21 protein-coding genes are annotated in these 23018 nt (G+C 48.8%); 7 read left to right on the forward strand and 14 right to left on the reverse strand.

The features are described 5' to 3' along the window. Positions 1 to 2: 2 nt before the first annotated feature. Positions 3 to 4031, reverse strand: coding sequence for an Ig-like domain-containing protein (locus tag ABEA66_RS17275; protein WP_345589245.1), 4029 nt, complete (start codon positions 4029 to 4031; stop codon positions 3 to 5). Positions 4032 to 4417: 386 nt separating this feature from the next. Between ABEA66_RS17275 and ABEA66_RS17280 the strand changes: the two genes are divergently transcribed. Next, the gene (locus ABEA66_RS17280) at positions 4418 to 5512 is read left to right on the forward strand and encodes a GerAB/ArcD/ProY family transporter (protein ID WP_345589247.1); all 1095 of its coding nucleotides are present in this window, start codon (positions 4418 to 4420) and stop codon (positions 5510 to 5512) included. 26 nt (positions 5513 to 5538) lie between these two features. On the opposite strand, the gene ABEA66_RS17285 is transcribed toward ABEA66_RS17280, so the two are convergent. From ABEA66_RS17285 to infC, 6 genes are all read right to left on the reverse strand, one after another. Continuing rightward, positions 5539 to 6744, reverse strand: coding sequence for an MFS transporter (locus ABEA66_RS17285; RefSeq protein ID WP_345589249.1), 1206 nt, complete (start codon positions 6742 to 6744; stop codon positions 5539 to 5541). A 195-nt stretch (positions 6745 to 6939) separates the two neighbouring features. Continuing rightward, positions 6940 to 7113 (reverse strand): hypothetical protein, encoded by a 174-nt coding sequence (locus ABEA66_RS17290; protein ID WP_345589251.1) that lies wholly within the window; start codon positions 7111 to 7113, stop codon positions 6940 to 6942. Positions 7114 to 7276: 163 nt separating this feature from the next. Beyond that, a complete protein-coding gene (locus tag ABEA66_RS17295) occupies positions 7277 to 8488 on the reverse strand; it encodes an MFS transporter (RefSeq protein WP_345589253.1) in 1212 nt (403 codons plus the stop codon). A 120-nt stretch (positions 8489 to 8608) separates the two neighbouring features. Beyond that, positions 8609 to 9316: a FadR/GntR family transcriptional regulator gene (locus tag ABEA66_RS17300; RefSeq protein ID WP_345589255.1), complete on the reverse strand. Its 708-nt coding sequence runs from the start codon at positions 9314 to 9316 to the stop codon at positions 8609 to 8611. A gap of 319 nt (positions 9317 to 9635) precedes the next feature. Further along, a complete protein-coding gene (locus ABEA66_RS17305; protein ID WP_345589257.1) occupies positions 9636 to 9983 on the reverse strand; it encodes a hypothetical protein in 348 nt (115 codons plus the stop codon). A 96-nt stretch (positions 9984 to 10079) separates the two neighbouring features. Continuing rightward, a complete protein-coding gene (infC, locus tag ABEA66_RS17310) occupies positions 10080 to 10556 on the reverse strand; it encodes a translation initiation factor IF-3 (RefSeq protein WP_345589259.1) in 477 nt (158 codons plus the stop codon). 64 nt (positions 10557 to 10620) lie between these two features. Between infC and ABEA66_RS17315 the strand changes: the two genes are divergently transcribed. Then, complete coding sequence (locus tag ABEA66_RS17315) at positions 10621 to 10926, forward strand: hypothetical protein (protein WP_345589261.1); 306 nt, start codon at positions 10621 to 10623, stop codon at positions 10924 to 10926. 160 nt (positions 10927 to 11086) lie between these two features. Here the strand turns inward: ABEA66_RS17315 and ABEA66_RS17320 are convergent, their stop codons facing one another. Next, the gene (locus ABEA66_RS17320) at positions 11087 to 11338 is read right to left on the reverse strand and encodes a DUF7667 family protein (protein WP_079911817.1); all 252 of its coding nucleotides are present in this window, start codon (positions 11336 to 11338) and stop codon (positions 11087 to 11089) included. 177 nt (positions 11339 to 11515) lie between these two features. On the opposite strand from ABEA66_RS17320, the gene ABEA66_RS17325 reads away from it, so the two are divergent. Further along, on the forward strand, positions 11516 to 12214 hold the full coding sequence (locus ABEA66_RS17325; RefSeq protein ID WP_345589262.1) for a YjgB family protein: 699 nt from the start codon (positions 11516 to 11518) through the stop codon (positions 12212 to 12214). 48 nt (positions 12215 to 12262) lie between these two features. On the opposite strand, the gene ABEA66_RS17330 is transcribed toward ABEA66_RS17325, so the two are convergent. The 6 genes from ABEA66_RS17330 to ABEA66_RS17355 all read right to left on the reverse strand — a co-directional run bounded on the left by ABEA66_RS17330 (position 12263) and on the right by ABEA66_RS17355 (position 18080). After that, positions 12263 to 12700 carry a c-type cytochrome gene (locus ABEA66_RS17330; protein ID WP_345589265.1) on the reverse strand — a complete coding sequence of 146 codons (438 nt, stop codon included), beginning with the start codon at positions 12698 to 12700 and terminating at the stop codon, positions 12263 to 12265. Positions 12701 to 12883: 183 nt separating this feature from the next. Continuing rightward, positions 12884 to 13963, reverse strand: a complete 1080-nt coding sequence (locus tag ABEA66_RS17335; RefSeq protein WP_345589267.1) for a hypothetical protein — start codon at positions 13961 to 13963, stop codon at positions 12884 to 12886. 145 nt (positions 13964 to 14108) lie between these two features. Further along, positions 14109 to 14753 (reverse strand): adenylate kinase, encoded by a 645-nt coding sequence (locus ABEA66_RS17340; RefSeq protein WP_345589269.1) that lies wholly within the window; start codon positions 14751 to 14753, stop codon positions 14109 to 14111. Further along, positions 14750 to 15331, reverse strand: a complete 582-nt coding sequence (locus ABEA66_RS17345; RefSeq protein ID WP_345589271.1) for an HAD-IA family hydrolase — start codon at positions 15329 to 15331, stop codon at positions 14750 to 14752. The genes ABEA66_RS17340 and ABEA66_RS17345 overlap by 4 nt, the downstream gene beginning before the upstream one ends. 171 nt (positions 15332 to 15502) lie before the next feature. After that, positions 15503 to 17344 carry a sensor histidine kinase gene (locus ABEA66_RS17350; RefSeq protein ID WP_345589273.1) on the reverse strand — a complete coding sequence of 614 codons (1842 nt, stop codon included), beginning with the start codon at positions 17342 to 17344 and terminating at the stop codon, positions 15503 to 15505. Then, entirely contained in the window at positions 17334 to 18080 is a 747-nt protein-coding gene (locus ABEA66_RS17355) for a response regulator transcription factor (RefSeq protein ID WP_345589275.1), read from the reverse strand. The genes ABEA66_RS17350 and ABEA66_RS17355 overlap by 11 nt, the downstream gene beginning before the upstream one ends. Positions 18081 to 18264: 184 nt before the next feature. On the opposite strand from ABEA66_RS17355, the gene ABEA66_RS17360 reads away from it, so the two are divergent. The 4 genes from ABEA66_RS17360 (at position 18265) to ABEA66_RS17375 (ending at position 22866) form a co-directional block, all read left to right on the forward strand. Continuing rightward, positions 18265 to 19584 (forward strand): ABC transporter substrate-binding protein, encoded by a 1320-nt coding sequence (locus ABEA66_RS17360; RefSeq protein ID WP_345589277.1) that lies wholly within the window; start codon positions 18265 to 18267, stop codon positions 19582 to 19584. 112 nt (positions 19585 to 19696) lie between these two features. Beyond that, positions 19697 to 20593 (forward strand): carbohydrate ABC transporter permease, encoded by an 897-nt coding sequence (locus ABEA66_RS17365; protein ID WP_345589279.1) that lies wholly within the window; start codon positions 19697 to 19699, stop codon positions 20591 to 20593. Further along, positions 20593 to 21453, forward strand: a complete 861-nt coding sequence (locus tag ABEA66_RS17370; protein ID WP_079911830.1) for a carbohydrate ABC transporter permease — start codon at positions 20593 to 20595, stop codon at positions 21451 to 21453. The genes ABEA66_RS17365 and ABEA66_RS17370 overlap by 1 nt, the downstream gene beginning before the upstream one ends. A gap of 54 nt (positions 21454 to 21507) precedes the next feature. Next, on the forward strand, positions 21508 to 22866 hold the full coding sequence (locus ABEA66_RS17375) for a sulfatase family protein (RefSeq protein WP_345589282.1): 1359 nt from the start codon (positions 21508 to 21510) through the stop codon (positions 22864 to 22866). Positions 22867 to 23018: the final 152 nt, after the last annotated feature.

The raw sequence follows: 23018 nt of genomic DNA on the forward strand, positions 1-23018 counted from the left end.
TTTTACTTTAAACGATGCCGCAAGCGTAGAAGCGCGACCGCCGCTTCCGCCCGTGTCACTTGTTCGTCCGGGGCGAATCGGTTGCCTTCTCGACCGACAAGCACACCATACCGAGCTGCTGACTGGACGTAGCCCTTGGCCCAAACCGGTATGTCCGCGTCATCGGTGAATGTGGTTGCGCTATCCATCGGCTCCCATTTCATGGCTCTCGCCACAATAGCGGCTGCTTCGGACCGGCTGATCGTCTGCCGCGGCCGCAGCGTACCGTCTGAATAGCCGTTAAGGATGCCGCGCTCAACCGCGGTGCCTACTGTTCCCTTTGCCCAATCCGGAACGTCCGCACGATCTGTAAACGGGAGTTCGTTTGCTTCCGTCCCGGAGGACACCCCAAGTGCTCGCAGCAGCATAGCTGCAAATTCCACCCGTGATACTAGTCCGTTCGGACGGAAAGCATTCGGGGTATCCCCCTCGACGATCCCGTTCGCAGCCGCTTCGCAAATTTGCGACTCTCCCCAATGGCCTCGGATATCGCTGAACGAGCAGGACGGGGTATCATGTATTGCAGATGGTGGCCTGCGTACAATTAACGCGTAGGTCTTGATTGTACCGTTCTCTGCCTTGACGGAAATCTCGATCTGATTGTCCCCCTCGTGCAATGACACGGTTTTGGCGCCGATTGCAGCCTCACCTTGTACAGCAACGGAAGCGAAGGCATCGGATGGGATCGGACGAACCTCAATTTGATTTGCAGTCGTTTCGATTGTGTACTCGGCAGTTCCGGCGGCGAATGCCGGACTTAACGGCAGCTCGATTCCATTCGCAGTGACGATAAGCTGCTTAAGATCTGCATTACCGGAATAATAACCGCTGGATGAATCGCCTCCGGAGTCATCACCCGAGGTATGGATTCTTGGGTTTACCCGGACTGTTCGTATCGCTTCCAGCGCCGCGTTGCCGGCGATATCCCGAATGTTATATCTCAGCGAATACGTTTCAGGAATCTGGTTGTACACCGTCCCAGTTACCGTAATTTGCGCTGAAAGGTCACCGTCTATGTTGTCGACGGCCGTCGCGCCCGGATCGACAAACGGGTCCCCTTCCGTAATGGATATGGCGTTGCTCCCCAGTAGTGTAATAACCGGAGCCGTTGTATCGATGGTGAACATAATCGTATTCGACTCGGGACTCGTATTGCCCACGGTGTCTGTAGCCATCGCCTTCACTGTATGCGGTCCTTCGGCGAGCGCAGATGCAGGCGTCCATGACCAGCTTCCGTTGGCCGCAGCCGTTGTCGTTCCCGCGGCAGCTCCATCCAGTACAACCGTTACCGCTGCGTCTGCCTCTGCCGTACCGCTGATATCTGGCATCGCATTGTTTGTCTTGAATCCGTTCGACGGCGTTACGACGAGTGGCGCTGCCGACGGTGTTGTATCGATGGTGAATGTAACCGTATTTGACTCGGGGCTCGTATTGCCCGCGATGTCCATTGCCGTCGCTTTCACTGTATGCGGCCCTTCAGCGAGCGCGGACGCAGGCGTCCATGACCAACTTCCGTCGGCCGCAGCCGTTGTCGTTCCCGTAGCAGCTCCGTCCAGTACTATCGTTACCGCTGCGCCTGCCTCTGCCGTACCGCTGATGGCCAAAGCCGGACTGTTCATCGTCGATCCGTTAACAGGATCGGTGATGACAGGCGCCAAGGGCGGGGCCGTATCGATAGTAAACGTATTTGTATTCGAATCAGGGCTCGTATTGCCCACGGTGTCCGTCACCGTCGCTTTCACAGTATGCGGCCCTTCGGCGAGCGCAGACGCAGGCGTCCAGGACCAGCTTCCGTTGGCCGCAGCCGTTGTCGTTCCTGCTGCAGCTCCGTCCAGTACAATCGTTACCGTTGCGCCTGCCTCTGCCGTACCGCTGATAACCGGCATCGCATTGTTTGTCACGAATCCGTTCGACGGCGTTATGACGAGTGGCGCCGCCGACGATGTTGTATCGATGGTGAACGTAATCGTATTTGACTCGGGGCCCGTGTTGCCCGCTGTGTCCATTGCTATCGCTTTCACTGTATGCGGCCCTTCAGCGAGCACGGACGTAGGCGTCCATGACCAGCTTCCGTCGGCCGCAGTCGTTGTCGTTCCCGCGGCAGCTCCGTCCAGTACAATCGTTACCGTTGCGCCTGCCTCTGCCGTACCGCTGAGGACTGGCAGCGCATGGTTCGTCGTGGACCCGTTTGACGGCGTTACAACGACAGGCGCTGCCGGCGGTGTGGTGTCAACAGTAAACGTGTTCGTATTCGAATCGGGGCCCGTATTGCCCGCTATGTCCATTGCCTTCGCTTTCACTGTATGCGGCCCTTTGGCAAGCGCGGACGCGGGCTTCCACGACCAGCTTCCGTTAGCCACAGCCGTTGTCGTTCCCGCGGCAGCTCCGTCCAGAACAATCGTTACCGTTGCGCCTGCCTCTGCCGTACCGCTGATGGCTGGCGTAATATTGTTTGTCGTGGACCCGTTTGACGGCGTTACAACGATAGGCGCTGCCGGCGGTGTTATGTCAACAGTAAACGAGTTCGTATTCGAATCGGCGCTCGTATTGCCCGCTCCATCCGTTGTCCTTGCCTTCACCACATGAGGTCCTTCGGCAAGGGCTACTGCCGGTGTCCACGACCAGCTTCCCATGGATGAAGCTACCGTCGTTCCTGCTTCTGTGCCGTCCAACACAATGGTAACAGTAAGACCTGGTTCCGCAGTGCCGCCGATCATTGGCGTAGCACCGTTCGTTATGTACCCGTTTGCCGGCCTTAAGACGACAGGAGCTGCCGGCGGTGTTGTGTCAACAGTAAACGTGTTCGTATTCGAATCGGCGCTCGTATTGCCCGCTCCATCCGTTGTCCTTGCCTTCACCGCATGAGGTCCTTCGGTAAGAGCTGCTGCCGGCGTCCACGACCAGCTTCCGTTGGCCGCGGCCGTTGTCGTTCCTGCGGCAGCTCCGTCCAACACAATGGTAACCGTATGGCTTGGTTCCGCAGTACCGCTGATGACTGGTGTCGTATCGTTCGTCGTCGACCCGTTTGCCGGAGTCGTGACGACAGGCACTGCTGGCCCAATCACATCTACCTCATCCGTAGCAGCGGCACTGGTTTTTGTACCGTCGTTCACGATGAAGCTAATTGTACGAATCCCAGGCATGCTGCTCACCGCTGTGGAGAACCTGACCGTGCTTAAGGCATTTGACCACTGCTCCAAGGCGGCCGTTGCGCCCGACGACGTCAGCGTCAGTTCGCCGTTGGCTTCATTATAACTTCCAAAAATATTTCCAAATAAAGACGCGTTGCTATTGGTGAAAGTCAGCGTATCTCCAGAGTGAAAGCCGGTCCCGATAGATACTAGCGCACTAGACATTGTTGTGCTATCACGGTCGGACACCGTCACATTAGAGTCAATTATGACTGCAGATGTGCCGATCGTGTAGGCAGTCGTCCCGCCGGTGGTTTTTACTACAGGTGTCTGGTACGTCGCAGTCACTGTAACTGTTCTCGTCACAATACCGCTTGTGTTTCCTGCACCGTTAATGGCGGTGAAGCTAATTGTACGCGTTGCTGTATTCGGCTTTATGGCCGTATCAGTATAAGTAATGGATCTTAGGGCGCTTTGCCACTGTGCCAAGGTGGCCGTTGCGCCTGCAGATGTCAGTATCATCTCGCCAGTGGCTGCATTATAACTGGCCGAAATATTGCCCATGGTCGCCCCATCATTGGTGAACCCCAAGAAATCTTCTCCACCATGAAAACCGTTCTGAATGGCAACTGTTGCACTTGCAAGCGTAGTACTGCTTCCATCAGTTACCGTGATACCGGAGTCAATAACGACGGGAGTCGATGTCGTGTTATCCCCGGCCACGAAAGATGCGGATCCAGGACTAGTGGTTAAGACAGGAGGGGATGCAAAGGCTATTTGCATAAAAAAACTTCCCATGACCACTTGAAGGGTTAATGCAATGGCAAGCATGAATGTCGATTTCCGAAATACGTTCTTCATAACGAATTCCTCCTAAATTTAAATCCATAACTATGAACCCTTAAAACTTATAACAATGATATCTATACCAAAACTGACCCTAATGAAAGGACTTCCGCTATTTTTTCCTTTCAGGTAGTTGATAGATTATTTGAACAAACCGATACTTAGTATTTCGGATCATTTACCTTATGAGTTAATAATCATTTCGAATAGTTTCAGCCCAAGACTGACGACTACTATCCCCTATTCCAGTCAAACCATTTCTCTCACTACTTACCGCTTCTCTTTCCACATACTCTCCGCCCTCTGCTATATGAGCTTTATACGTTTATCGCCGCAGCAATTCGTCAACAATGAGAACAAAGAACCGAATACGCTTACTTCCAGTAAAGGAGATCAACCGAATGATCGACAAAGGGAAGATTTCCGCACTTCAACTAGGAATGCTGATGTATTTGATGATCGGGGCGACCTCAACGTTAATCGTTCCGGCCATCACGGCAAAACAAGCCGAAAGAGATATGTGGCTTTCCCCCATCCTGGGATCTATAAGCGGATTTATTGTCGTTATCATCATGTGGGCTTTGCATAAAAAATTTCCCGGCCAGTCCATTATGCAATTTGGTGAATTACTTCTAGGACGTTTCCTTGGCAAATGCGCCAATTCGCTCGTGCTATTTTTTTTGCTTCATGGAGTCGGTCTTATCTTGAGGGAATACGGTGAGTTTGTGGTCAGCGCCTTCCTATCCAGAACTCCGCTGATTACGATTACCATGAGCCTGATCGTCGTATGTGCCTTTGCGGTGCGCTCGGGTATTGAAGTATTGGCCCGCTGTACGCAGCTGTTTTTACCGTTCATCGGTTTGGTTTTCGTCTGCATTTTTGCCATGCTGATCCCGGATATGGATCCCCGAAAGATGCTGCCTATGCTGGAAAAGGGAATCCTGCCGGCTCTGCAAGGCTCTATAGTGCCTCATACCTGGTTCTTGGAATTTTTCCTGATCACCTTTTTGTTTCCCTTCGTCCATGACCTTTCCAAAGGCCTCAAGGCAGGCATGTTCTCGGTCTTGTTCATGATGCTGATTATGGTGGCAACGAATTTTGCCAGCCTGTTCGTCTTCGGAAATCTCACCGGGCACATCAGCTTCCCCGTGTATTATGCGGCGTCTTATATCAGCTTCATCAATTTTATTGAGCATCTTGATGCTATTGTCATGGTCACCTGGATATTGGGAGGATTTGTTCAGATCGCTTTATGGTACTATTCGCTTGTCATCGGTACAGCACAATGGCTTGGTTTGTCCCATTATCGCTTTCTTGTGTTTCCGATGGGGCTGCTGTGCGGCATGACTAGTATTTGGGTTACCCCGTCTTTACAAGATTTGATTCATTTTTTTGCAACGACGGCCCCGCTCTATTCCTTCACGATTCTATTCTTGTATCCGCTGATTCTGCTTGCCATTTCCTGGGTCCGCAAAACCAAAAACAGCTCACTCTGACCAGAATGAGCTGTTGGGAATGGTTGTCACGCCGATCCGGTCATACCGGTTGAGCCTCTGGATTGTTTAGGAGACGGTTGTTCCGTAAATAATCCGTAATATTTGCATACCCCGTAGAACACAAGGGTTGAAGCCGCAGCAATAATGGCTAACACGATAAATGATTGATGGAAGCCGTATTTAGCAGCGTACACGCCTCCAAGCATACCGCCAATGATTTTGCCTACGCTTAGCTGTATCACGGAATTCAGCATTTGCCCCGTTGCCTTCAACTCCTTGATTACATGCCTGTTCACATATTCGGCTAGGCACATATAGAACATAATGTACGTTCCGCCGTGAAGCACCCAGCTAAGCAAATACGTAAAAGGCGTTAAGGCAAAGGAATACAGGCACCATCGGATGACATGAATGAACCCGGAAAACAACAAGATATTCCGAATGCCGAACCGGTCATACAGCTTTTGAAAAAATATCATAAACGGAAATTGCGTGAAAGAACCGATTGCGAGACCGATTCCGATCACTTCCATGCTGATCCCCTGCTCCTTGCTGTAAATCGCTTGAAACGCCCACAGGAAGCCCATTGTTGTAGAAAGCACGAGAGTAAAGCCATACAGTACCATCAGCGGCTTGCTGCGAAAAATTTCCGACAGCTTGACCTTCTTTTTGCCGCTTTGATGACCGGCTACCTTGGGAATGCCAAGAGATAGCAAGAAGCAGCCCAGCATGATGAACGAGGTTACCATGAAGATCGTATCAATATGCCGCGCGAACAGCACTCCGGCCGCTATCGAGATTACAGCGTACCCTACAGATCCGAACGTACGAATCGTCGAGAATCTCACAACCCCCTTCGAAGACAGCTCAAGCGTGATGGCATCGCTCAAAGGGTTGATGGCAATCTGGAATAGGCTGAACAGGGCCATACCGAATAGCAAGGGCCAGAACATAGTTCCCGCCCAAGGGATCAGCCACACCGCCAATCCGGATAGCAAGGTGCAAAGAATTAAGATCCGATTTTTGGTTCGTGATCTGTCACCCGCCAAGCCCCATAAGGGCTGCGCAAACAACCCGACCACCGCCCCGATAGATGTAAGAACCCCGATATCGGTATGTCCTATCCCTTGTTCCGTGAAATAAACCCCTATGTAGGATGAGAACGATCCTGTGCTCATATAAATGAAAGCATAAAAGACCGCAAGAATAACGACGCTCTTGTTCTGTATCATAAGGCAGCTTCTTTCTGTCGTTCATTGATTTTCTATTTCATTATAAACTACATTTTCCATATAGAATATATGTGAAAAGGAAAAACCGCAGCAGACACGAAAGTTACATGTCATACTGCGGTTTAAGCAGAAGGTGTTGTACACATTAACCATGTATTCACCTATTCCCGCCATTTTATACACGGAGCCGGCGAATTATTGATGGTTTTCCTGCTCATGGTCCGTGAACTCCTCCTCAATCTCATCCATCATTTCCTCCACGGCATCGCTGATTAGATCTGTCGCAGCAATATCGGATTGATACAGCGGCTGATTGATGCCGACCGGCATCTCTTGACTGTTTTCCCGCTTGCTCTTGGCTTCACTCATTATTCATCGAACCTCCTTGGATAACCGTTTTTCATATCGTATGTAAAAATGGAATTTCTATACAAGCATCAGGAGATGAGGCAGACGAACCTCCAGCACGAAGCTCTATCTTTTCTTACCCACTCTTCACACAAGCAAATCCTAATCATGAAGAGTCATTGATTTACCTGCCGGACAGCTTGGCGTCCGAGGGCAGCAGAATCGCCAGAAGCCCAAGAAGCGGTAAAAACGCGCTGACTTTGATAACAATATCCAGACCCGCCGAGTCCGCCAAATAGCCTAGAAGCGCCGAACCGATTCCACCGAGTCCAAAAGCAAGACCGAAGAACAAGCCCGCAATTGTGCCTACTTTACCAGGCAGCAGCTCCTGGGCGTACACGACGATAACCGAAAAGCCGGACAGAAGGATAAGACCAATGCATATGCACAAAACCATGGACCATGCCGGGCCGGCGAATGGCAAAAGGATGGAGAACGGAGCCGTACCCAGGATCGAGAACCAGATCGTGTTGCGCCTTCCGAAACGATCCGCCAGCGGTCCTCCGGCCAAAGTCCCGAGCATTCCGGCGATGAGCAGAGCGAACAAATAGTATTGAGCGTCCTGCACGGTCATATGAAACCGTTCCATCAGGAAAAAAGCGTAATAGCCGGTCATGCTCGCCATATAGACGAATTTGGAAAACAGCAAAGAAACAAGTACCGCTAACGCGACGGCAACGGTTCCTTTAGACAGCCTTGCACCACGTTCGTTTGGATGGACTGCCGCATTCACCCTGCTATTGTTTTGCAAATGAGTGCCGTACCATCTCGACACATAGAGCTGTATGATAATAGCGGCTCCCGCTGCGAGCGTAAACCACAGAATGCTTTGCTGACCCAGTGGGATAAAAATAAGTGCGGCCATCACCGGAGCGAGGGCCTGACCGGTATTCCCCCCTACCTGAAATATCGATTGTGCGAGCCCTTTGCGATTCCCTCCGGCAAGATGAGCTACCCTGGAGGATTCCGGGTGCAGCACGGCTGAGCCTATCCCGATGAGAATCACGAATAGCAAGAGCATGATGAATGACGGAGCATAAGCAAGGCCTATGACGCCCGTAAGTGAGAATATCATTCCTATTGGCAGTAAATACGGCTTCGGCCGAGAGTCCGTGTACAATCCTATTACAGGCTGAATCACGGAGGCCGTCATGTTAAGCGTAAAGCCGATCCAGCCTATTTGGGCAAAGCTCAGTTTCAAGGAATCCCGTAAAATTGGAAACATAGCCGGAATGACGGACTGGATGGCATCATTCAAAAAATGCACGAAGCTGATGGCGAATAACACGGAAAAGATGGTGGTTGAGGGTTGACGCAATACCGCTTGTTGATTCATAACTGTCTCTCACTCCTATTCCTTCAAGCTTAAATTCTATTCTCTCTTCATACAGCATATCATCAGATGTTTAATTCCAAACTAATACATCTTATCATCTGATGTTTGATCTTAAAAAAATTAGCTTTTGATATGCTCCTCCAGCTCTGTCCTCGTCCCATCCAAATGCTGCATGCTGTACAGCTCCGCTGCCTGCACATCTTTATCACGGATTGCCTCGTATATTTTCTCATGCTGCTCCGTGTAATATTGATTATATTGCGGATGGTTAACGAGATTTTCCAGAGAATGACGGAGCACTTCCGAGAAGATACGGTACATATCCGCCAAAACGGCATTTTTGGTAGCGGCAGCCACAGCGATATGATAGGCTATATCCGCATCCAGATATTCCTTCACCCGGCCTGAGTCTATGGCGACTTGGCGTTGATCGAGCAGCTCGCGCATCACTCGCAAATCCTCATCATCCCGTCTGTCGGCGGCCAAACGGGCAGCCTCGATCTCCATCATGCGGCGTACCTCGTAGACCTCCAAAATCTCTGCCCGCCGCAGCCTGTAATCAAGCGGCTCCTGAATAGGCTTTTGCTGGCATACAAACGTTCCATGACCCTGCCTTTTGTCCAGAAGGCCGGCAGATACAAGTACACGGACGGCTTCGCGAATGGTCGACCGGCCTACGCCAAACTGCTCCATCAGCTCCGGTTCGGTAGGAATCTGCATACCTGGAGACAGCTCTCCAAGTGAAATTTTGCGTTGAAGCTGCTCCACCACATCATCGACGATCTGCTTGCGCTTCACAGTTTGAAAAGATAACGAACCTTTATTCATCTGATCATCTCCTGTCGTTATCTTATTATGAATTGGTAATTGTAGCAATAAGAATGTATGTTCGTCATATTATTAATCTGACATTATGCCCGAGACCCTCGCCAATAACGTTATTTGGGGAAGGACTCGTCTCGTCGTTCTTTTCCTTCCACAATTCTACTATCTTTGACTCTTAGCCGCAAAAATAAAATAACCCCACAAAGTGAGGCCATGGCTTTACAAGCGGATTCAGATGCTTTACGGAGAGCTCCTGTTATAATGATAAAAAGTGCAGGCTGCTTCCAGCTGCACTTAATGGCGGGGACCAAATTCTATTAGACTATACAATGATACTGTAAATACCGACAATCAAAACGACCATAGATATCGAACAGCAAATATACGTATGCATGCCGCGTTTGCGCTGCTTCCATGCCAGCATGAGCTGCCGCACGGCAAAATACATCCCCGCACCGTTAACAGCAAGAAGCGCTACTGTGAACAGAATGGTTTGTACAGACAATGGCTCCCCCGCACCGTGATGATGCTCGTGCATCTCCATGGCCCCAAGCAAAATAGGAGCCATTAACCAGTGAATGAGATGAAGGATAAACACAAGAAATACGGAAAATCCGGATAGGATCGCATAATTCATCTCCGTCCCCAGAGCTTTTACTTTATGCAGCACTCTCCTATTCACTCCTTCAAGCCTGACATTCGAATGTAACGTTCCTTCTTCTCTTCAACTGTATGTTGCTGCCCTTGTACTTTATGATGATACGTCTTATTTAGGATCGAGCTGAACGGTCGCCAGCTTCCCGCTGAGCTGAATCCCCGTCTTTTTAGTTCCAAATGGCTTAAGGTCCTTGATCAGTGATTCGAGCAGCTCCTTGGCTTGTACACCTTCCTTGCCCTGGATCTTTATGGTAAATACGACCGCATCACCAGATGTCAAAATTCTTTCTGCCTGCTGCCTTTTCGTATCATAATCATGCTCTTCAATCTGAGGCGTAAGCCGGATTTCTTTAAGCTTGGGTATTTTATTTTCCTTTCTCTTGGCCTGCTGGGCTTCTTGCTTGGCAGTGCCTGCACCTTCCAGCTTGCACGGAGGAGGGCTGCTCATCAGAGAAGTACAGATCAGATCTACCTTCAGCTTCTTGGCCATCGCCAAAGCCTCCGATGTGGGGACAACACCCAAATCCTCCCCGTTAATACCTGTCAGTTGAACCTCTGACGCTTTTATTTTTTCATTCATGATCATTGTGATTCCACCTGAACTTTCGTTATAATGAAACCTATATTACCGATGATAAGGAGATTTTTCAATGAGCCGCAAAGAAATGGAAGAACAAATAATAAAAAATTATCAGCAGGACGAGCAAATGATGATTCTTGTTTTCGCCCAATGGTGTATTAATAATGATCTGGACCCTGCAGCACTGTATCTCCGTGCATACCCGGATCAGTCGGCCAACCCTCTTCTCCTGCAAGCTATTGATCTGACTGTATCAAAGGAAGAAGCAGGTGAACTCCCGGATGAAACGGTTCTTGGTGTGTTATCTTTGTACGGGAATGAGGATTTAGCTTTCGTTGTGACCGAGGAAATAGCCAAACGGCCCAAAGCTGTTTAAGAATTTTAAAAGGTGAAGAAGCCCCATAAAGGCAGGACTTCGGCTTCGAAGCTTGAAATCAGCTGCTTGGCGGTCGGATTCGAATGATGTTGAAAAAGGGTGAGGGCTCCTTAGGGAACCTTCACCCTTTCTCACGTTGTAGCAGGCTGTGAAGTTGCAATTATAATGTAAACTCAGGGGATGCCCCTCCCTGGTTTTGCAGCTTTTCAATTGCTTGACATATTTCATGCTGCCAGGCAGTGTCCTTGACCATAGATGCAGCAAGAGACAGATTGTACAATCCCGCAAGCTTCCTCGCATAAATCGCATTGTAATGGAGGCAAGCGTTCACTTCGGACTCTTCTTCCTCTGTCAGTCCCCTTTGTTTTTGCAGTGTCCAGAGCTCTGCCAATCTCCAATGAACCGATAGCAAGATTCATTCCCCCTGTCCGTGTCTGTAATATCAACGACGTTACTATTATGGACAACGGGAATCCCGTTTAGACGCCTAGGGCCTGTCCTTGATGAATCCCTTTTTGCAACTTATTGATGATTCGAGCCGTCTGATAGGGTGTAATAAAAGAGAGATCTAACTCAAGGGAGAATCCATATGCCTAAATCATCCAGACATCTTCTAATCATAACCTTATCGGCCACCATGTTAGCCGCTGCACTGACCGCTTGCAGCTCTACAGAGAAGCCCGCTGCAGCTTCGCAGGAACAACCAAGTACCCAGTCACCAGCTCCGGCACCAACACCAACGCCGTCACCCGATCCTGGCTCAACAGCTCCCCAAACATCGGGACAGGACATCAAGGGGGCCGCTTCCAATTCAACGGATGTCCAAAGCAGCGGGAGGCCGCCGCAGGTTAACGGGACTCAAGCTTACGTGCTGCAAATCATGGAACAGGCAAAGAAAGGGAAAGTACCGGGCTTCGATTACGCAGCACATAAAAGCCTGATCGATCAGGTAGAGGAAGATTGGGGAAAGCCGGATCAGAAGGATACAGCGGGGTCAGGTATCTATTCAACCTACGGCAAGCATAAAGCCGCCTTCGGTTTTAATAAAGGAAACCTTATTTTCGATGTTCGCTCCTATGATTCGAAGCTTCATGAACTGGGCTTCTCGCAGATCAAATCCGCCTTAGGACAACCTGACGATACGATCGCTAATAAAACCGAAACGATATATGTTTACCAGGCAAACGATCAATTTCAATTGAAATTTATTATTCCCTCCTCTACTGGCAAGGTGGATCACATCTCTGTCTTTAGTCCGCAGGATGCCAAAAATTTAATGGCAGGATAAATGAAAACCAGGCGGCTCCGCTTCATAGGAAGTGGGCCGCCTTTCCGGTTATTTTTTGGCTTCAAGCCATGCAGCGATGGCCGTAATTTCTTCTTCCTTCAGCTTGCTCTTGAAGCCCGGCATGCCGCCCCCGCCGTTCGCAATTTGATTAACCAGCTGTTCTTGATTCATTTTTGAACCGATCTTTTGAAGATTTTTCTTCTCGCTTCCTTTGCCATCCAGCGTATCGCCATGGCAGGCAATACAATTTTGTTTGACAAGCGATTCCGCGTTAATTGCTGTTGCGGATGACGACTTGTTATCGCCGCCTGCCGCTGGGGTCGGCGATGGACTTGCAGGAGCAGCTGAGCCTTGCGGCTGCGTTACCTGATTCGAGCTTGAGGCAGCCGGCGGTGCTTGTCCTTCCGTCGCGGATTTAGCGCTGCATCCGGATAAGGCTAATGCTGCAGTAACGAGGGCTGCTATCGTTGCCATTTGTACCTTCATCAAGCCAACCTCCACTAAGAAATGGTATACTATATTTATGTAAAAAATTATTACACTACGGATTGTAGTGTATGTAACGGGGCATTGTCAAGTATTAGCAATAATTCCGTGCAAGAGTGGGCTCGAGATTTCCCGGTCCGAATCCGTATAAATATCCAAAATCAGGCCGAGCTTACTTCTTCCTCAGGTAAGATATTTGCCGCCGCTTGCCCAGACCTGTGATTCTAATTCTTGCTTTATGCCCATTTCCATTCTCGCTCTTAATTGCATATACTTTTCCATCAGCGGATGATCGTATCCCAAGAAAGTGCTGATTCTGCCTGTCAACGTATCATCCGTATGCTCGTTACCCCACTGAAACAGCTCCTGGAAAAGATCAATGACAGACTCTTGGTTGTGCGGGGAAAACCTTACAGGATGCGGAACATCAGCCAGCTTCAATTCCAACAGGTTGTGCAACACATGAAGCCAGTGTTCCATCGTTTGTTCATCAGGGATGTGGTCTGCATGCTTCTGAACAACAGGTATCCGGGCTTTGATATCCGAGATGAGCTCACTGAACGTTAGCTCGACCATTTGCATGGACACATACCCCCACCAATGGCTCCCCGTTCCAATGCTGTACATTTCCCAAAACGGTTCCATTAATATAGATTTTATTTGCTTTTTCTGCGTACTGCCAAACATAGAAATGCCGAGGACCAGCCCCGCATTACAATCCGTCGAAGCCTGCTCACCCCATGCAACCAGCCTGGGAACGATTTGTTCATTAGCGAATTTAAAGCTCAAAGCGGGTAAAAGTTCAGGGAAAAGCGGCTGCCCGTATACCTTTTCCAGCTCACTCTCCAACCGCTCCCGATGTGATTCACAAGGAAGGTGCAATAGCCCGAGACAAGCATTTGTGCACAGCTGCCAATCGTTAGCACCGATGCAATCCACCATATAGTCGATATATTTCTCATACCCCATATACCCCATCACATGAAGAATATCACCAGGCATTTCTTCCTTAAGCTGTCCATGTTCAAAGCAAAAACGATCAATCTCCTCCGCCATGGCGAAGTCTCCGCATCTCATAACAGGGTCAAGCAGCAGCGCGTACCTGTAATCGGAAGGATGCTCTGTGAACATTTGAAACAAAGCCGCTGCATCTTCCCGGTTTCCGTACTTAGCGGTTATACGGCAATAGGATTCAAGAACGGTTGCATCTATCTTTTGGCCGGATCTCAACAGTTGTATAAGCTTTTCTGTGTTTGGAATCATTGTTACACTCCTGTTTATATGTAGTCAGCATTTTTCGAGCCCTGTTTCCCAAAAACCAATAACATATCAATTCTTATATGATTAAAAAACACAGGTCCTAGAACCTGTGCCTTCTTACCACTTATACCTTACTGAGCATATATTTTTAAGGTCCCATCACTTTTTTAATTTGTGCGGTCACTTCATCCATAGGCCTCAATCCATCTACCGTTCTTAACGTTCCTTCTGAGTTATAAAACTCGCATAAACGTAAAGTCAATTCCTTATTCACGTTGAGACGCTCCCTTACCGTATCCTCGGAGTCATCCTCCCGCTGAATCAAAGGATGCGAGCATGTATTGCAGAGTCCAGGTTGGGCCGGAGGGTTATTTATGATATGGTACGTCTCCCCGCATTTACTGCATACCCGTCTGCCGGTTAGCCGCTCTACCAGAACGTCTTCATTCACTTCAACGTAAATGACATGGTCAACGCTTGACGATTTATTAATTAAATACTCCCTTAAAGATATGGCCTGTGCAATATTTCTTGGAAATCCGTCTAATAAAAAGCCATGGTCGCAATCTACTTGATCCAATCGGTTCAGTGCAATCCCAATCGTCACATCATCAGGCACAAGTCCGCCTTTACTCATATACTCTTTGGCCAAAATTCCAAGCTTAGTCTGATCCTGATACGCTTGTCTGAACAGATCGCCGGTAGAAATATGCGGAATACGTTGACTCTCGGCAATGAACTTGGCCTGTGTTCCTTTACCCGCTCCAGGCAGCCCCAACATTATCACATTCATACTCTGCCTCCCCCTTCACTTATCAATTGAGAATAGAGCTCTTCATAGTCATTCACATACAGATCCGCCCCGGGAGTGTGATTCTGAAATAAGCAGGTTCGGAGCCCGATGTGCCTTCCCGGTAGGATATCAATCTCCCGATCTCCAATAACCAAATCGAGCTTATACTTGTCATGCAAATACTTGTACGACTCCGGATTAGGCTTACTTGGATAGCCATCACCGCCAGCCACTATCTCTGCAAAATAATGCATCCAACCGTAATACTCCAATATAGGCAGTACCTCTATCCGCGGTTTATGTGTCATAATGACATTTACCTCTGCCAATTTCAAAATGGCTTCTACGAAAGGAAATGGCTTCATGTGGCTAGGATGCAGATCACGTTCTTTTATGAAAATACGGTTCAACTGTGGTTCTCCTAAACCGAAATACTTAATAGTATGCGAGTATGAGAGCTTCAAATGGTTTAGAATCTCCTCTTTCGAAACCCTTTCCTCCATAACTTCATACATAATCTCTGTATAAGCAGGATACGTGTCGAACAAAGTTCCGTCAAAGTCCCATAAAATATGCAAAGGATCCCTCCTTAATATAAAGCCGTAAGGAATATATAGGTAAATATATCATACTTTCAGAGAAAGAATGCGGTACCGATACAGTAAAAAATATATTCCCACGTCGTAACCATACCTTATGAAGGGTCGAAATCTCTTAGGGGTGGTTTTCATTTATTCCGTGTTGTGGAGTCAATTCCCCATATCGTTCATGAGGAGCGTGTCTGCTTGAGCAGCCGATGGCTGTGGGAAATGCAGCGTGACTGCAGTACCCCATCCCTTCCTGCTGAGAATCTTGATTCCGCTGGTTTCTCCGTACTGCAGCATAATACGTTTATTGGTATTGCTCAGCCCGATATGACGGCCGGAATCCTCGTCAGAATCAAGCACAGAACGGATTTGCGCAAGCTGCTGCTTCCCTATCCCGCCTCCGTTGTCAATTATAGTTACCTTAAGCGTACCGTGCTGTACGCGGAACTTGAACTTAACTAGCAGGCGGGACGTATGCTCCATCCCGTATTGGATGCTATTTTCAAGCAGAGGCTGCATGCTTAGCTTCACTACTTCGCAATCGGAGAAAGGCCCGATATCGTCCCAAATGACCTGAAACCGGTCCTTATAGCGGATTTGCTGAATTTCAACATAGCTGACAGTGTGTGCGATCTCCTCCTCCAACCGGACGACCTTCGCCGAGGAATCGAGGGTATATTGCAGGATGGCTGTCAACAGCTCAATCATGCGGCTCGGCGCATTCGTAGAGCCTGTCAATTGAAAGGTCTTCCAATATATCGAGTTAAGCGTATTATACAGAAAATGAGGATTGATTTGGGATTGCAGCGCTTTAAATTCCAGTGCCTGCATCCGGTACAACCGTTCGGAAAGCTGTATTTTCAAATATTTTTGCTCAAGGAAGCTTTCCAGGATATGGGTGATGATGAATGCGTAGATATCATGCCCTTGGTTCGGATTGGCCTCCATCGTGTCCGGTGTGTCGGGAGCGTCCGCTGATTCGAGCAAGTGCAGAATCCCGTAGACTTGACGGTAATTTTTGCCTGTCAGCCATAAGGCGGCAAGTGCACATAATGCCAAGGCCGCAACTGACAGCAGACAAGTGATGATGATCAAGGTAAACGATAAGCTGTACAATGACTTGCGCGGGACGACTGAAATCAAATTCCAGTTTAACCTCGGTGCTTTCTTGACCGTGAGATGATAAATTCCGTTATCCTGCTGAAGCGTATCGAATTGTCCGGGCAGGCGCAGAGACGATAGCATTTGGTCATATGCAGTGCCCCCGGATTGCATGATAACCCGGTTATGATCATCGGTGATATAAAAGCTCCGGTTCGGATATTCGCTTAAAGACGGGAAAGATTTGATAAAGTAGTCGGGGGACAGGTTCAGAACGATAACCCCCTTCTTGCTGATATTGTTCCTGTCATTGATCAATTTGTAAATACTTACGACATCGGTCGGGGTGCTCTCGAAAGCATAGTTGTGCAGACTGCGAACCTCTGTCGTGAATCCCGCCGTATCCGCAAGGTTCAAGTAACTGTCATACCAGCTTTTATCCAGATAAGATTGCAGATTGACCAGTCCTTCACGCGAGCTTAGAAAACGCTGCTGGTCATTCGGATAGTAGACGTAGATAGAGTGAACATAAGGTCTGGAGTTGGCCGACACATCGATAATATGCTTGAGATAAAATAACGATTCCGCATCCTCGTAGGAATAGTTGGTTTTCGTAAGAATATTGTAAAGCTTATCCGCAATTTTAGGATTGGTATTAAAGGACAGGCTGAGAGAATCTATCTCCGATGCAACAACCTGAAATAGCTCATTATATTGATTTAACAGCTTCTCCTGATTCTGCTCGGCATCAACACGCGTGTACCGCTGGGAGATGACGATGGATAAAGAGCCCAGCAGCAGAAGAGGAATTAAACACAGGGCCAAAATATTCCTCAGGTTGTTGACAAAAAATTTGATTTTTAATGATCTTCCGATATGCGGCTTATTCAGATTAACGCCCATTTTTGAACTGCCCCGGGGTTATGCCGTGATATTGCTTAAATGCTCGGATAAAGTTTTTAGGGTTAGCGTAGCCCACCGCTTCACTAACTTCAAACGCTTTCATATGTCCGTGCTTTAACAGCTCCGCAGCTTTCTCCATTCTCACCTTCAGGACATATTCCGAGAAATGCATCCCCGTTTTTTTCTTGAAATATACGCTTACATAGCTTGTATTCATTTCAACCGTTTCGGATGCCTGCTGCAGGGTAATGGTGCGGTAATCCTGGTTCACGCTTTTCACGATGCTGGAAATAACGGGATCCGTAAAGCCAGACAGTGTTTCGCTGTTCCCCATTCCCCCTGCTTCAAAACCTGATTTCGCCTCATCAAGAACTGTCTTGAGCTGTGTAAACACGTTGACGATGTCATCGTATTTAGCCGGCTTTAGCATATAGTGGGAAACTCCATAGGTCATCGCTTCCCTGGCATACTCGAAATCGCGATATGCGCTGAGCAGCACGATGCGAACCCCCAGTCTCCGCTCGTGAATCTGCTTGCATAGCTCCAGCCCGGACATCACCGGCATTCGAATATCGCACAGAAGCGCATCAACGGGATTCGATTCCAAATACGACAGCGCCTCCAGCCCATTGCTGACTTGCTGTACAACCGTAAAGCCAACCGACTCCCAAGGAAAGCAGTTGCATAGCGTATCCCGGGTATCCTCTTCATCGTCAGCAGCCAAAAGCTTATACATCCGACTCACCTCCGGTACCATTATAGCAGAAATTCGACAGTGTCATATCCAAAATTATGATACTTTTCCCCAACGATACAAAAAAATGAAAACGTAATCAATAGGAGGAGACCTTTTTTTGTCTTTGTTTTCGATGCTATGATGAAAGCGTAACCAATATTAAAGATTTGGGGGAGAATAAAAATTGAAGAAAACGCTCAAGGGAATTACCAGTCTCGTTATGTGTTCTGTCATGGGGATTACTTTGGCCGCTTGCGGAGGTAATTCAGCCAATGATTCTGCACAGAAAGGAAGTGCGGATGGCACGAAGCCCATCACGTTAAGATTCAGCTGGTGGGGCAACGACACCCGCCACCAGGCGACGCTGAAGGCCATCGATGCTTATACCAAGCTGCACCCAAATGTCAAAATCGAAGCGGAATATACGGGCTTCGACGGCTTTTACAACAAATTATTGACCCAATTCGCCGGAAGCACCGCACCCGACTTATTCCAGTTCACCTATGAATGGGATAACGACATGTATGATTTTTTGCTGGATTTAAAGCAGTCCAAATCGCTTGATACCAGCGGTTACGATCCCTCTGTCCTCAGCAACTTTGCGACTTACAAGGACAAGATGATTATGGCTCCGGCAGGTGCCACCGCTACATCCTTATTCTATAATCAAGCTTTCTTCCAGAAGTACGGAATTCCGGAAACAACGGAATGGACCTGGGACAGCCTGCTGGAAACCGGCAAGAAGGTGCATGCCCAAGATCCAAACGCTTACCTGCTGTCGGCCGATATCGACGTCATTTATAAATTGATCCTGCAGCCTTATGTAGCCCAAATGACCGGAAAGAACTGGATCAATGACGATTATACTCCTGCGTTCGATAACGCTGCCTTGACGAAGGGGCTTGCGTATCTTTCCGAATTGTACAAGAACGGGGTTCTGGAGCCGTTCGGGGACAGCTCCGCCTTCGTCGGTAAGATGGAACAGAATCCAAAATGGATTAAAGGACAAGTGGGCATGTTGTTCGACCATATTTCCGCCTTCGATAAATATAAGCAATCCGTGCCTGACGGCAAGCTGGGTGTAGCGGCTTATCCTATGGCTCCGAATGCGCTGCAATCAGGCAATCCAATCGCAGCAGGAACCGGATTCGCGGTAAACAAAACATCTCCGAACGCGGAAGAAGCGGTGAAATTTATCAATTGGATGGTTAATGATAAAGATGCGGCGCTTATCCTTGGCGCACAGCGCGGTATACCGGCGACGAGCACGGCTAGAAAAGCTTTGGAGGATGCGAAGCAGCTTGATCCGAACATTACTAAAGGTCTTGATCTTGCCTCCAAACAGAAGACCATTGCTCCTAACGTAATCAGTATCAATGCAGATCTCGCGCAAATTGCGAAAGACACGCTGCAGAAGCTGATTTATCAGAAGGAGACGCCGGAGCAAGCCGCCGACGAAATCCTGAAAGCGTATGGCTCGAAGCTTACCGCGTTAAAGAAATAGAAGTTATGTAAAACAAATGGTTCACTTGGTGAGAGAAGCTGTCTGGTTGGACAGCTTTCTCTCTCCTATTAAGCTGACCGGCATGTTTGAGTACAGAAGGGAGTTCAGTATATTGAAGCAGTCAATGAGATTCACGAATGCCGCTTGGGGACTGTTGTTCATTTCTCCGTGGATCATCGGATTTGCAGGGTTTCAGCTCTATCCTCTGCTGTTGTCGTTGTACTATTCGTTCACCGATTACTCCATCGTGAAAGCGACGCATTTTGTCGGCTTGCAAAATTATGTGACGATGTTCAAGGAGGACAAGGACTTCTTCCCGTCTTTACGCGTAACCCTCCTGTATACCTTGATGGCGGTGCCGCTTAAGCTGGCATTCGCTTTACTTGTGGCGATCATTCTGAATTCCAAAGGGAGATTCATTAACGTATATAGAACCATCTATTACTTGCCTTCCATTCTTGGCGGAAGCGTCGCTATCTCGATCCTTTGGCGCTTCTTGTTTATGCGCGAAGGCATCGTTAACCAGGTGCTGGCCTTTCTTCATATCCCTTCGGTCGATTGGCTGGGCAGCCCGAATGTGGCATTATGGACCATCAGCTTTTTGGTCGTCTGGCAATTCGGTTCTTCTATGGTCCTGTTTCTCGCCGGTCTAAAACAAATCCCTTCCGACTTATATGAAGCCGGTATGGTAGACGGCGCAAGCAGAGTGAGGATGTTCGTCTCCATTACCGTACCGCTGCTGACTCCGATCATCTTATTTAATCTGGTCATGCAAACCATCGGCGCCTTGCAGGAATTTACCGCCGTTTTCGTCGTCACGAACGGCGGGCCCATGAAATCGACGTACCTGATCGGGATGAAAATATATGACGACGCCTTCAAGCTGCTGCATATGGGCTATGCTTCCGCTTTATCCTGGGTACTGTTTGCTATCATTCTGATCCTTACCTTGATCATCTTTCGTTCATCCAGATCATGGGTGCATTATGAAGACGGAGGGAAAAATTAATGATGCTGCAATACGGGAAACAGCCTACGCTCGCAGGCAGGCTGGTCAAAAATATAATTCTGCTGGCCTTTGGTCTCCTCATGATTTATCCGCTGATCTGGTTGTTCTTCGGTTCGTTCAAAACCAACAGCGATTTATTCGGTTCTTTGGCACTGCTTCCAAAAACCTTCGTTTGGGACTCTTATAGCAAAGGCTGGCAAGGTACGGGGCAATTTACCTACGGCACCTTCTTCTTGAATACATTGATGCTTGTAGTGCCGACTGTCTTTTTTACCGTCTTGTCCAGTGCGGTGGTGGCTTACGGCTTTGCCCGCTTCCAATTTCCGCTCAAGAACACGCTGTTCGCGCTTATGATCTCAACGCTGATGCTTCCGCATGCGGTTATTATTATTCCCAGATACTTGATATTCCGCAATCTGGGGTGGCTTGACGGGTATTTGCCCTTTATCGTACCGGCAATTTTTGCCTGCTACCCGTTTTTTATCTTTATGCTGATCCAGTTTTTCCGGGGTCTGCCACGGGAGCTCGATGAATCGGCGGTTATGGACGGCTGCAACCCGGCAGCTATTTTGTTCCGGATCCTGCTTCCGCTCTGTAAGCCGGCACTCTTTTCTGCGGCTATCTTTCAATTCATATGGACGTGGAACGATTTCTTCAATTCGCTCATTTTCATCAACAGCGTCAAAAAATATACCGTCTCCCTGGCGCTGCGCATGACTATCGATTCGACTGGAGGGACGGTAGCCTGGAACCAAATTATGTCGATGTCTGTGCTGGCCATTCTGCCTCCCCTGCTAATCTTTTTCCTGTTCCAGCGATATTTTGTGGAAGGCATTGCCACGACAGGGATCAAAGGGTAAACTTTTGTTCAGAACGTAAGCAGGAAATAAGCATAAGGAAAGGGGCTCCCAACCATGCCGCAAAGGAAGCAACAACCGAATGTCATTGTATTTTTTACAGATCAGCAGCGATGGGATACGACCGGACTGCACGGCAATCCCTTAGGGCTTACTCCCCATTTTGACCGATGGGCTCTAGAAGGAACTCATTTGTACAATACCTTCACCTGCCAGCCTGTTTGCGGACCGGCGAGATCCTGCCTGCAAACCGGACGTTATGCAACGGCGACCGGATGTTACCGCAACGGGATTCCGCTCCCAGAGAACTCCCGTACGCTGGCTCACGAATTTCGTGATGCCGGATACCATACCGGATACATCGGTAAATGGCATTTGGCATCGACCAGAACGGAGCCCGTTCCGGAAACGCTTCGCGGCGGATACGAGTATTGGCTCGCAGCCGATTCTCTCGAGCATACCTCCGACGCTTACGATACGGTACTGTACAACAATGCCAATGAACGGGTCAAGCTTCCGGGTTACCGGGTCGATGCATTGACGGACGCCGCCATTCGCTATGTGAATGATCATCAGAACGATCCGTTCTTCCTGTTTCTCTCCTTCCTGGAGCCGCATCATCAGAACCGAAGAGACGATTACCCTGCGCCATTAGGGTATGAAGACTCTTACATATCGGCTTGGACGCCTCCCGATTTGGCGGAGCTCGGGGGCACATCCCAGCGTCATTTGCCTGGTTATTATGGGATGGTCAAACGTCTGGATGAAGCGTTAGGCCGCTTAATGGATGCGTTGATCAGCCTTGATCTGGCTGACTCTACCATCGTTCTCTTTACTTCCGATCACGGAAGTCATTTCAAAACGCGCAATGGAGAGTACAAACGCTCTTGCCATGACAGCTCCATACGTATTCCGGGGGCGATATGGGGACCCGGCTTTCAAGGAGGCGGACGGATCCGTGAGCTCGTCAGCTTGATCGATCTGCCGCCGACCCTGCTCGATGCAGCCGGGCTTAAGGTACCCAGCGAGATGCAGGGGCGTTCCGTCCTGCCGCTCGTCAAGCGTCAGGAGGTCGAATGGCCGAGCGAGGTGTTCGTTCAGATCAGCGAGTCGCAGGTCGGCCGTGCCGTCCGTACCAAGCGATGGAAATACAGCGTAAGCGCGCCCCAGCGGGATGCTATACGAGATAGCTACAGCGATCTGTACGTAGAAGAATTTTTGTACGATTTGCAGGCAGATCCTTGGGAACTTCATAATCTTATCGAAAGCGAGGCTCACCGGGAGGTGAAGCAGGTGATGAGAGAAAGACTTCTGCGCCGCATGGCGGAAGCTGGAGAAGCGCCTACCCAAATTGAGGCCGCTCAGGAGCGGGCCTTTGGTCAGTTGAAAGTGCTGGAAAGTGAATACGGGCAGTAAAGCGTCATTTTTGAAAGCAATGATCTTCTAGACAATTTATAATGTTATATTATAAGAAAAACCGTCCGGAAAGATCACCGGTGGTATTATCCCCTTCAAGTAGACACTCAAAAAAACCTTCATGTTATCATGGAGGTTCAAGTGCCACTTGG

The organism is Paenibacillus vulneris, from assembly GCF_039543185.1.
GTDB lineage: Bacteria > Bacillota > Bacilli > Paenibacillales > NBRC-103111 > Paenibacillus_S > Paenibacillus_S vulneris.

What these genes read in the sequence shown, in the direction of transcription:
- ABEA66_RS17275 (WP_345589245.1), bottom strand. Translation starts at nt 4,031, where the DNA reads ATGAAGAACGTATTTCGGAAATCGACATTCATGCTTGCCATTGCATTA.
- ABEA66_RS17280 (WP_345589247.1), top strand. Translation starts at nt 4,418, where the DNA reads ATGATCGACAAAGGGAAGATTTCCGCACTTCAACTAGGAATGCTGATG.
- ABEA66_RS17285 (WP_345589249.1), bottom strand. Translation starts at nt 6,744, where the DNA reads ATGATACAGAACAAGAGCGTCGTTATTCTTGCGGTCTTTTATGCTTTC.
- ABEA66_RS17290 (WP_345589251.1), bottom strand. Translation starts at nt 7,113, where the DNA reads ATGAGTGAAGCCAAGAGCAAGCGGGAAAACAGTCAAGAGATGCCGGTC.
- ABEA66_RS17295 (WP_345589253.1), bottom strand. Translation starts at nt 8,488, where the DNA reads ATGAATCAACAAGCGGTATTGCGTCAACCCTCAACCACCATCTTTTCC.
- ABEA66_RS17300 (WP_345589255.1), bottom strand. Translation starts at nt 9,316, where the DNA reads ATGAATAAAGGTTCGTTATCTTTTCAAACTGTGAAGCGCAAGCAGATC.
- infC (WP_345589259.1), bottom strand. Translation starts at nt 10,556, where the DNA reads ATGATCATGAATGAAAAAATAAAAGCGTCAGAGGTTCAACTGACAGGT.
- ABEA66_RS17315 (WP_345589261.1), top strand. Translation starts at nt 10,621, where the DNA reads ATGAGCCGCAAAGAAATGGAAGAACAAATAATAAAAAATTATCAGCAG.
- ABEA66_RS17325 (WP_345589262.1), top strand. Translation starts at nt 11,516, where the DNA reads ATGCCTAAATCATCCAGACATCTTCTAATCATAACCTTATCGGCCACC.
- ABEA66_RS17330 (WP_345589265.1), bottom strand. Translation starts at nt 12,700, where the DNA reads ATGAAGGTACAAATGGCAACGATAGCAGCCCTCGTTACTGCAGCATTA.
- ABEA66_RS17335 (WP_345589267.1), bottom strand. Translation starts at nt 13,963, where the DNA reads ATGATTCCAAACACAGAAAAGCTTATACAACTGTTGAGATCCGGCCAA.
- ABEA66_RS17340 (WP_345589269.1), bottom strand. Translation starts at nt 14,753, where the DNA reads ATGAATGTGATAATGTTGGGGCTGCCTGGAGCGGGTAAAGGAACACAG.
- ABEA66_RS17350 (WP_345589273.1), bottom strand. Translation starts at nt 17,344, where the DNA reads ATGGGCGTTAATCTGAATAAGCCGCATATCGGAAGATCATTAAAAATC.
- ABEA66_RS17355 (WP_345589275.1), bottom strand. Translation starts at nt 18,080, where the DNA reads ATGTATAAGCTTTTGGCTGCTGACGATGAAGAGGATACCCGGGATACG.
- ABEA66_RS17370 (WP_079911830.1), top strand. Translation starts at nt 20,593, where the DNA reads ATGATGCTGCAATACGGGAAACAGCCTACGCTCGCAGGCAGGCTGGTC.
- ABEA66_RS17375 (WP_345589282.1), top strand. Translation starts at nt 21,508, where the DNA reads ATGCCGCAAAGGAAGCAACAACCGAATGTCATTGTATTTTTTACAGAT.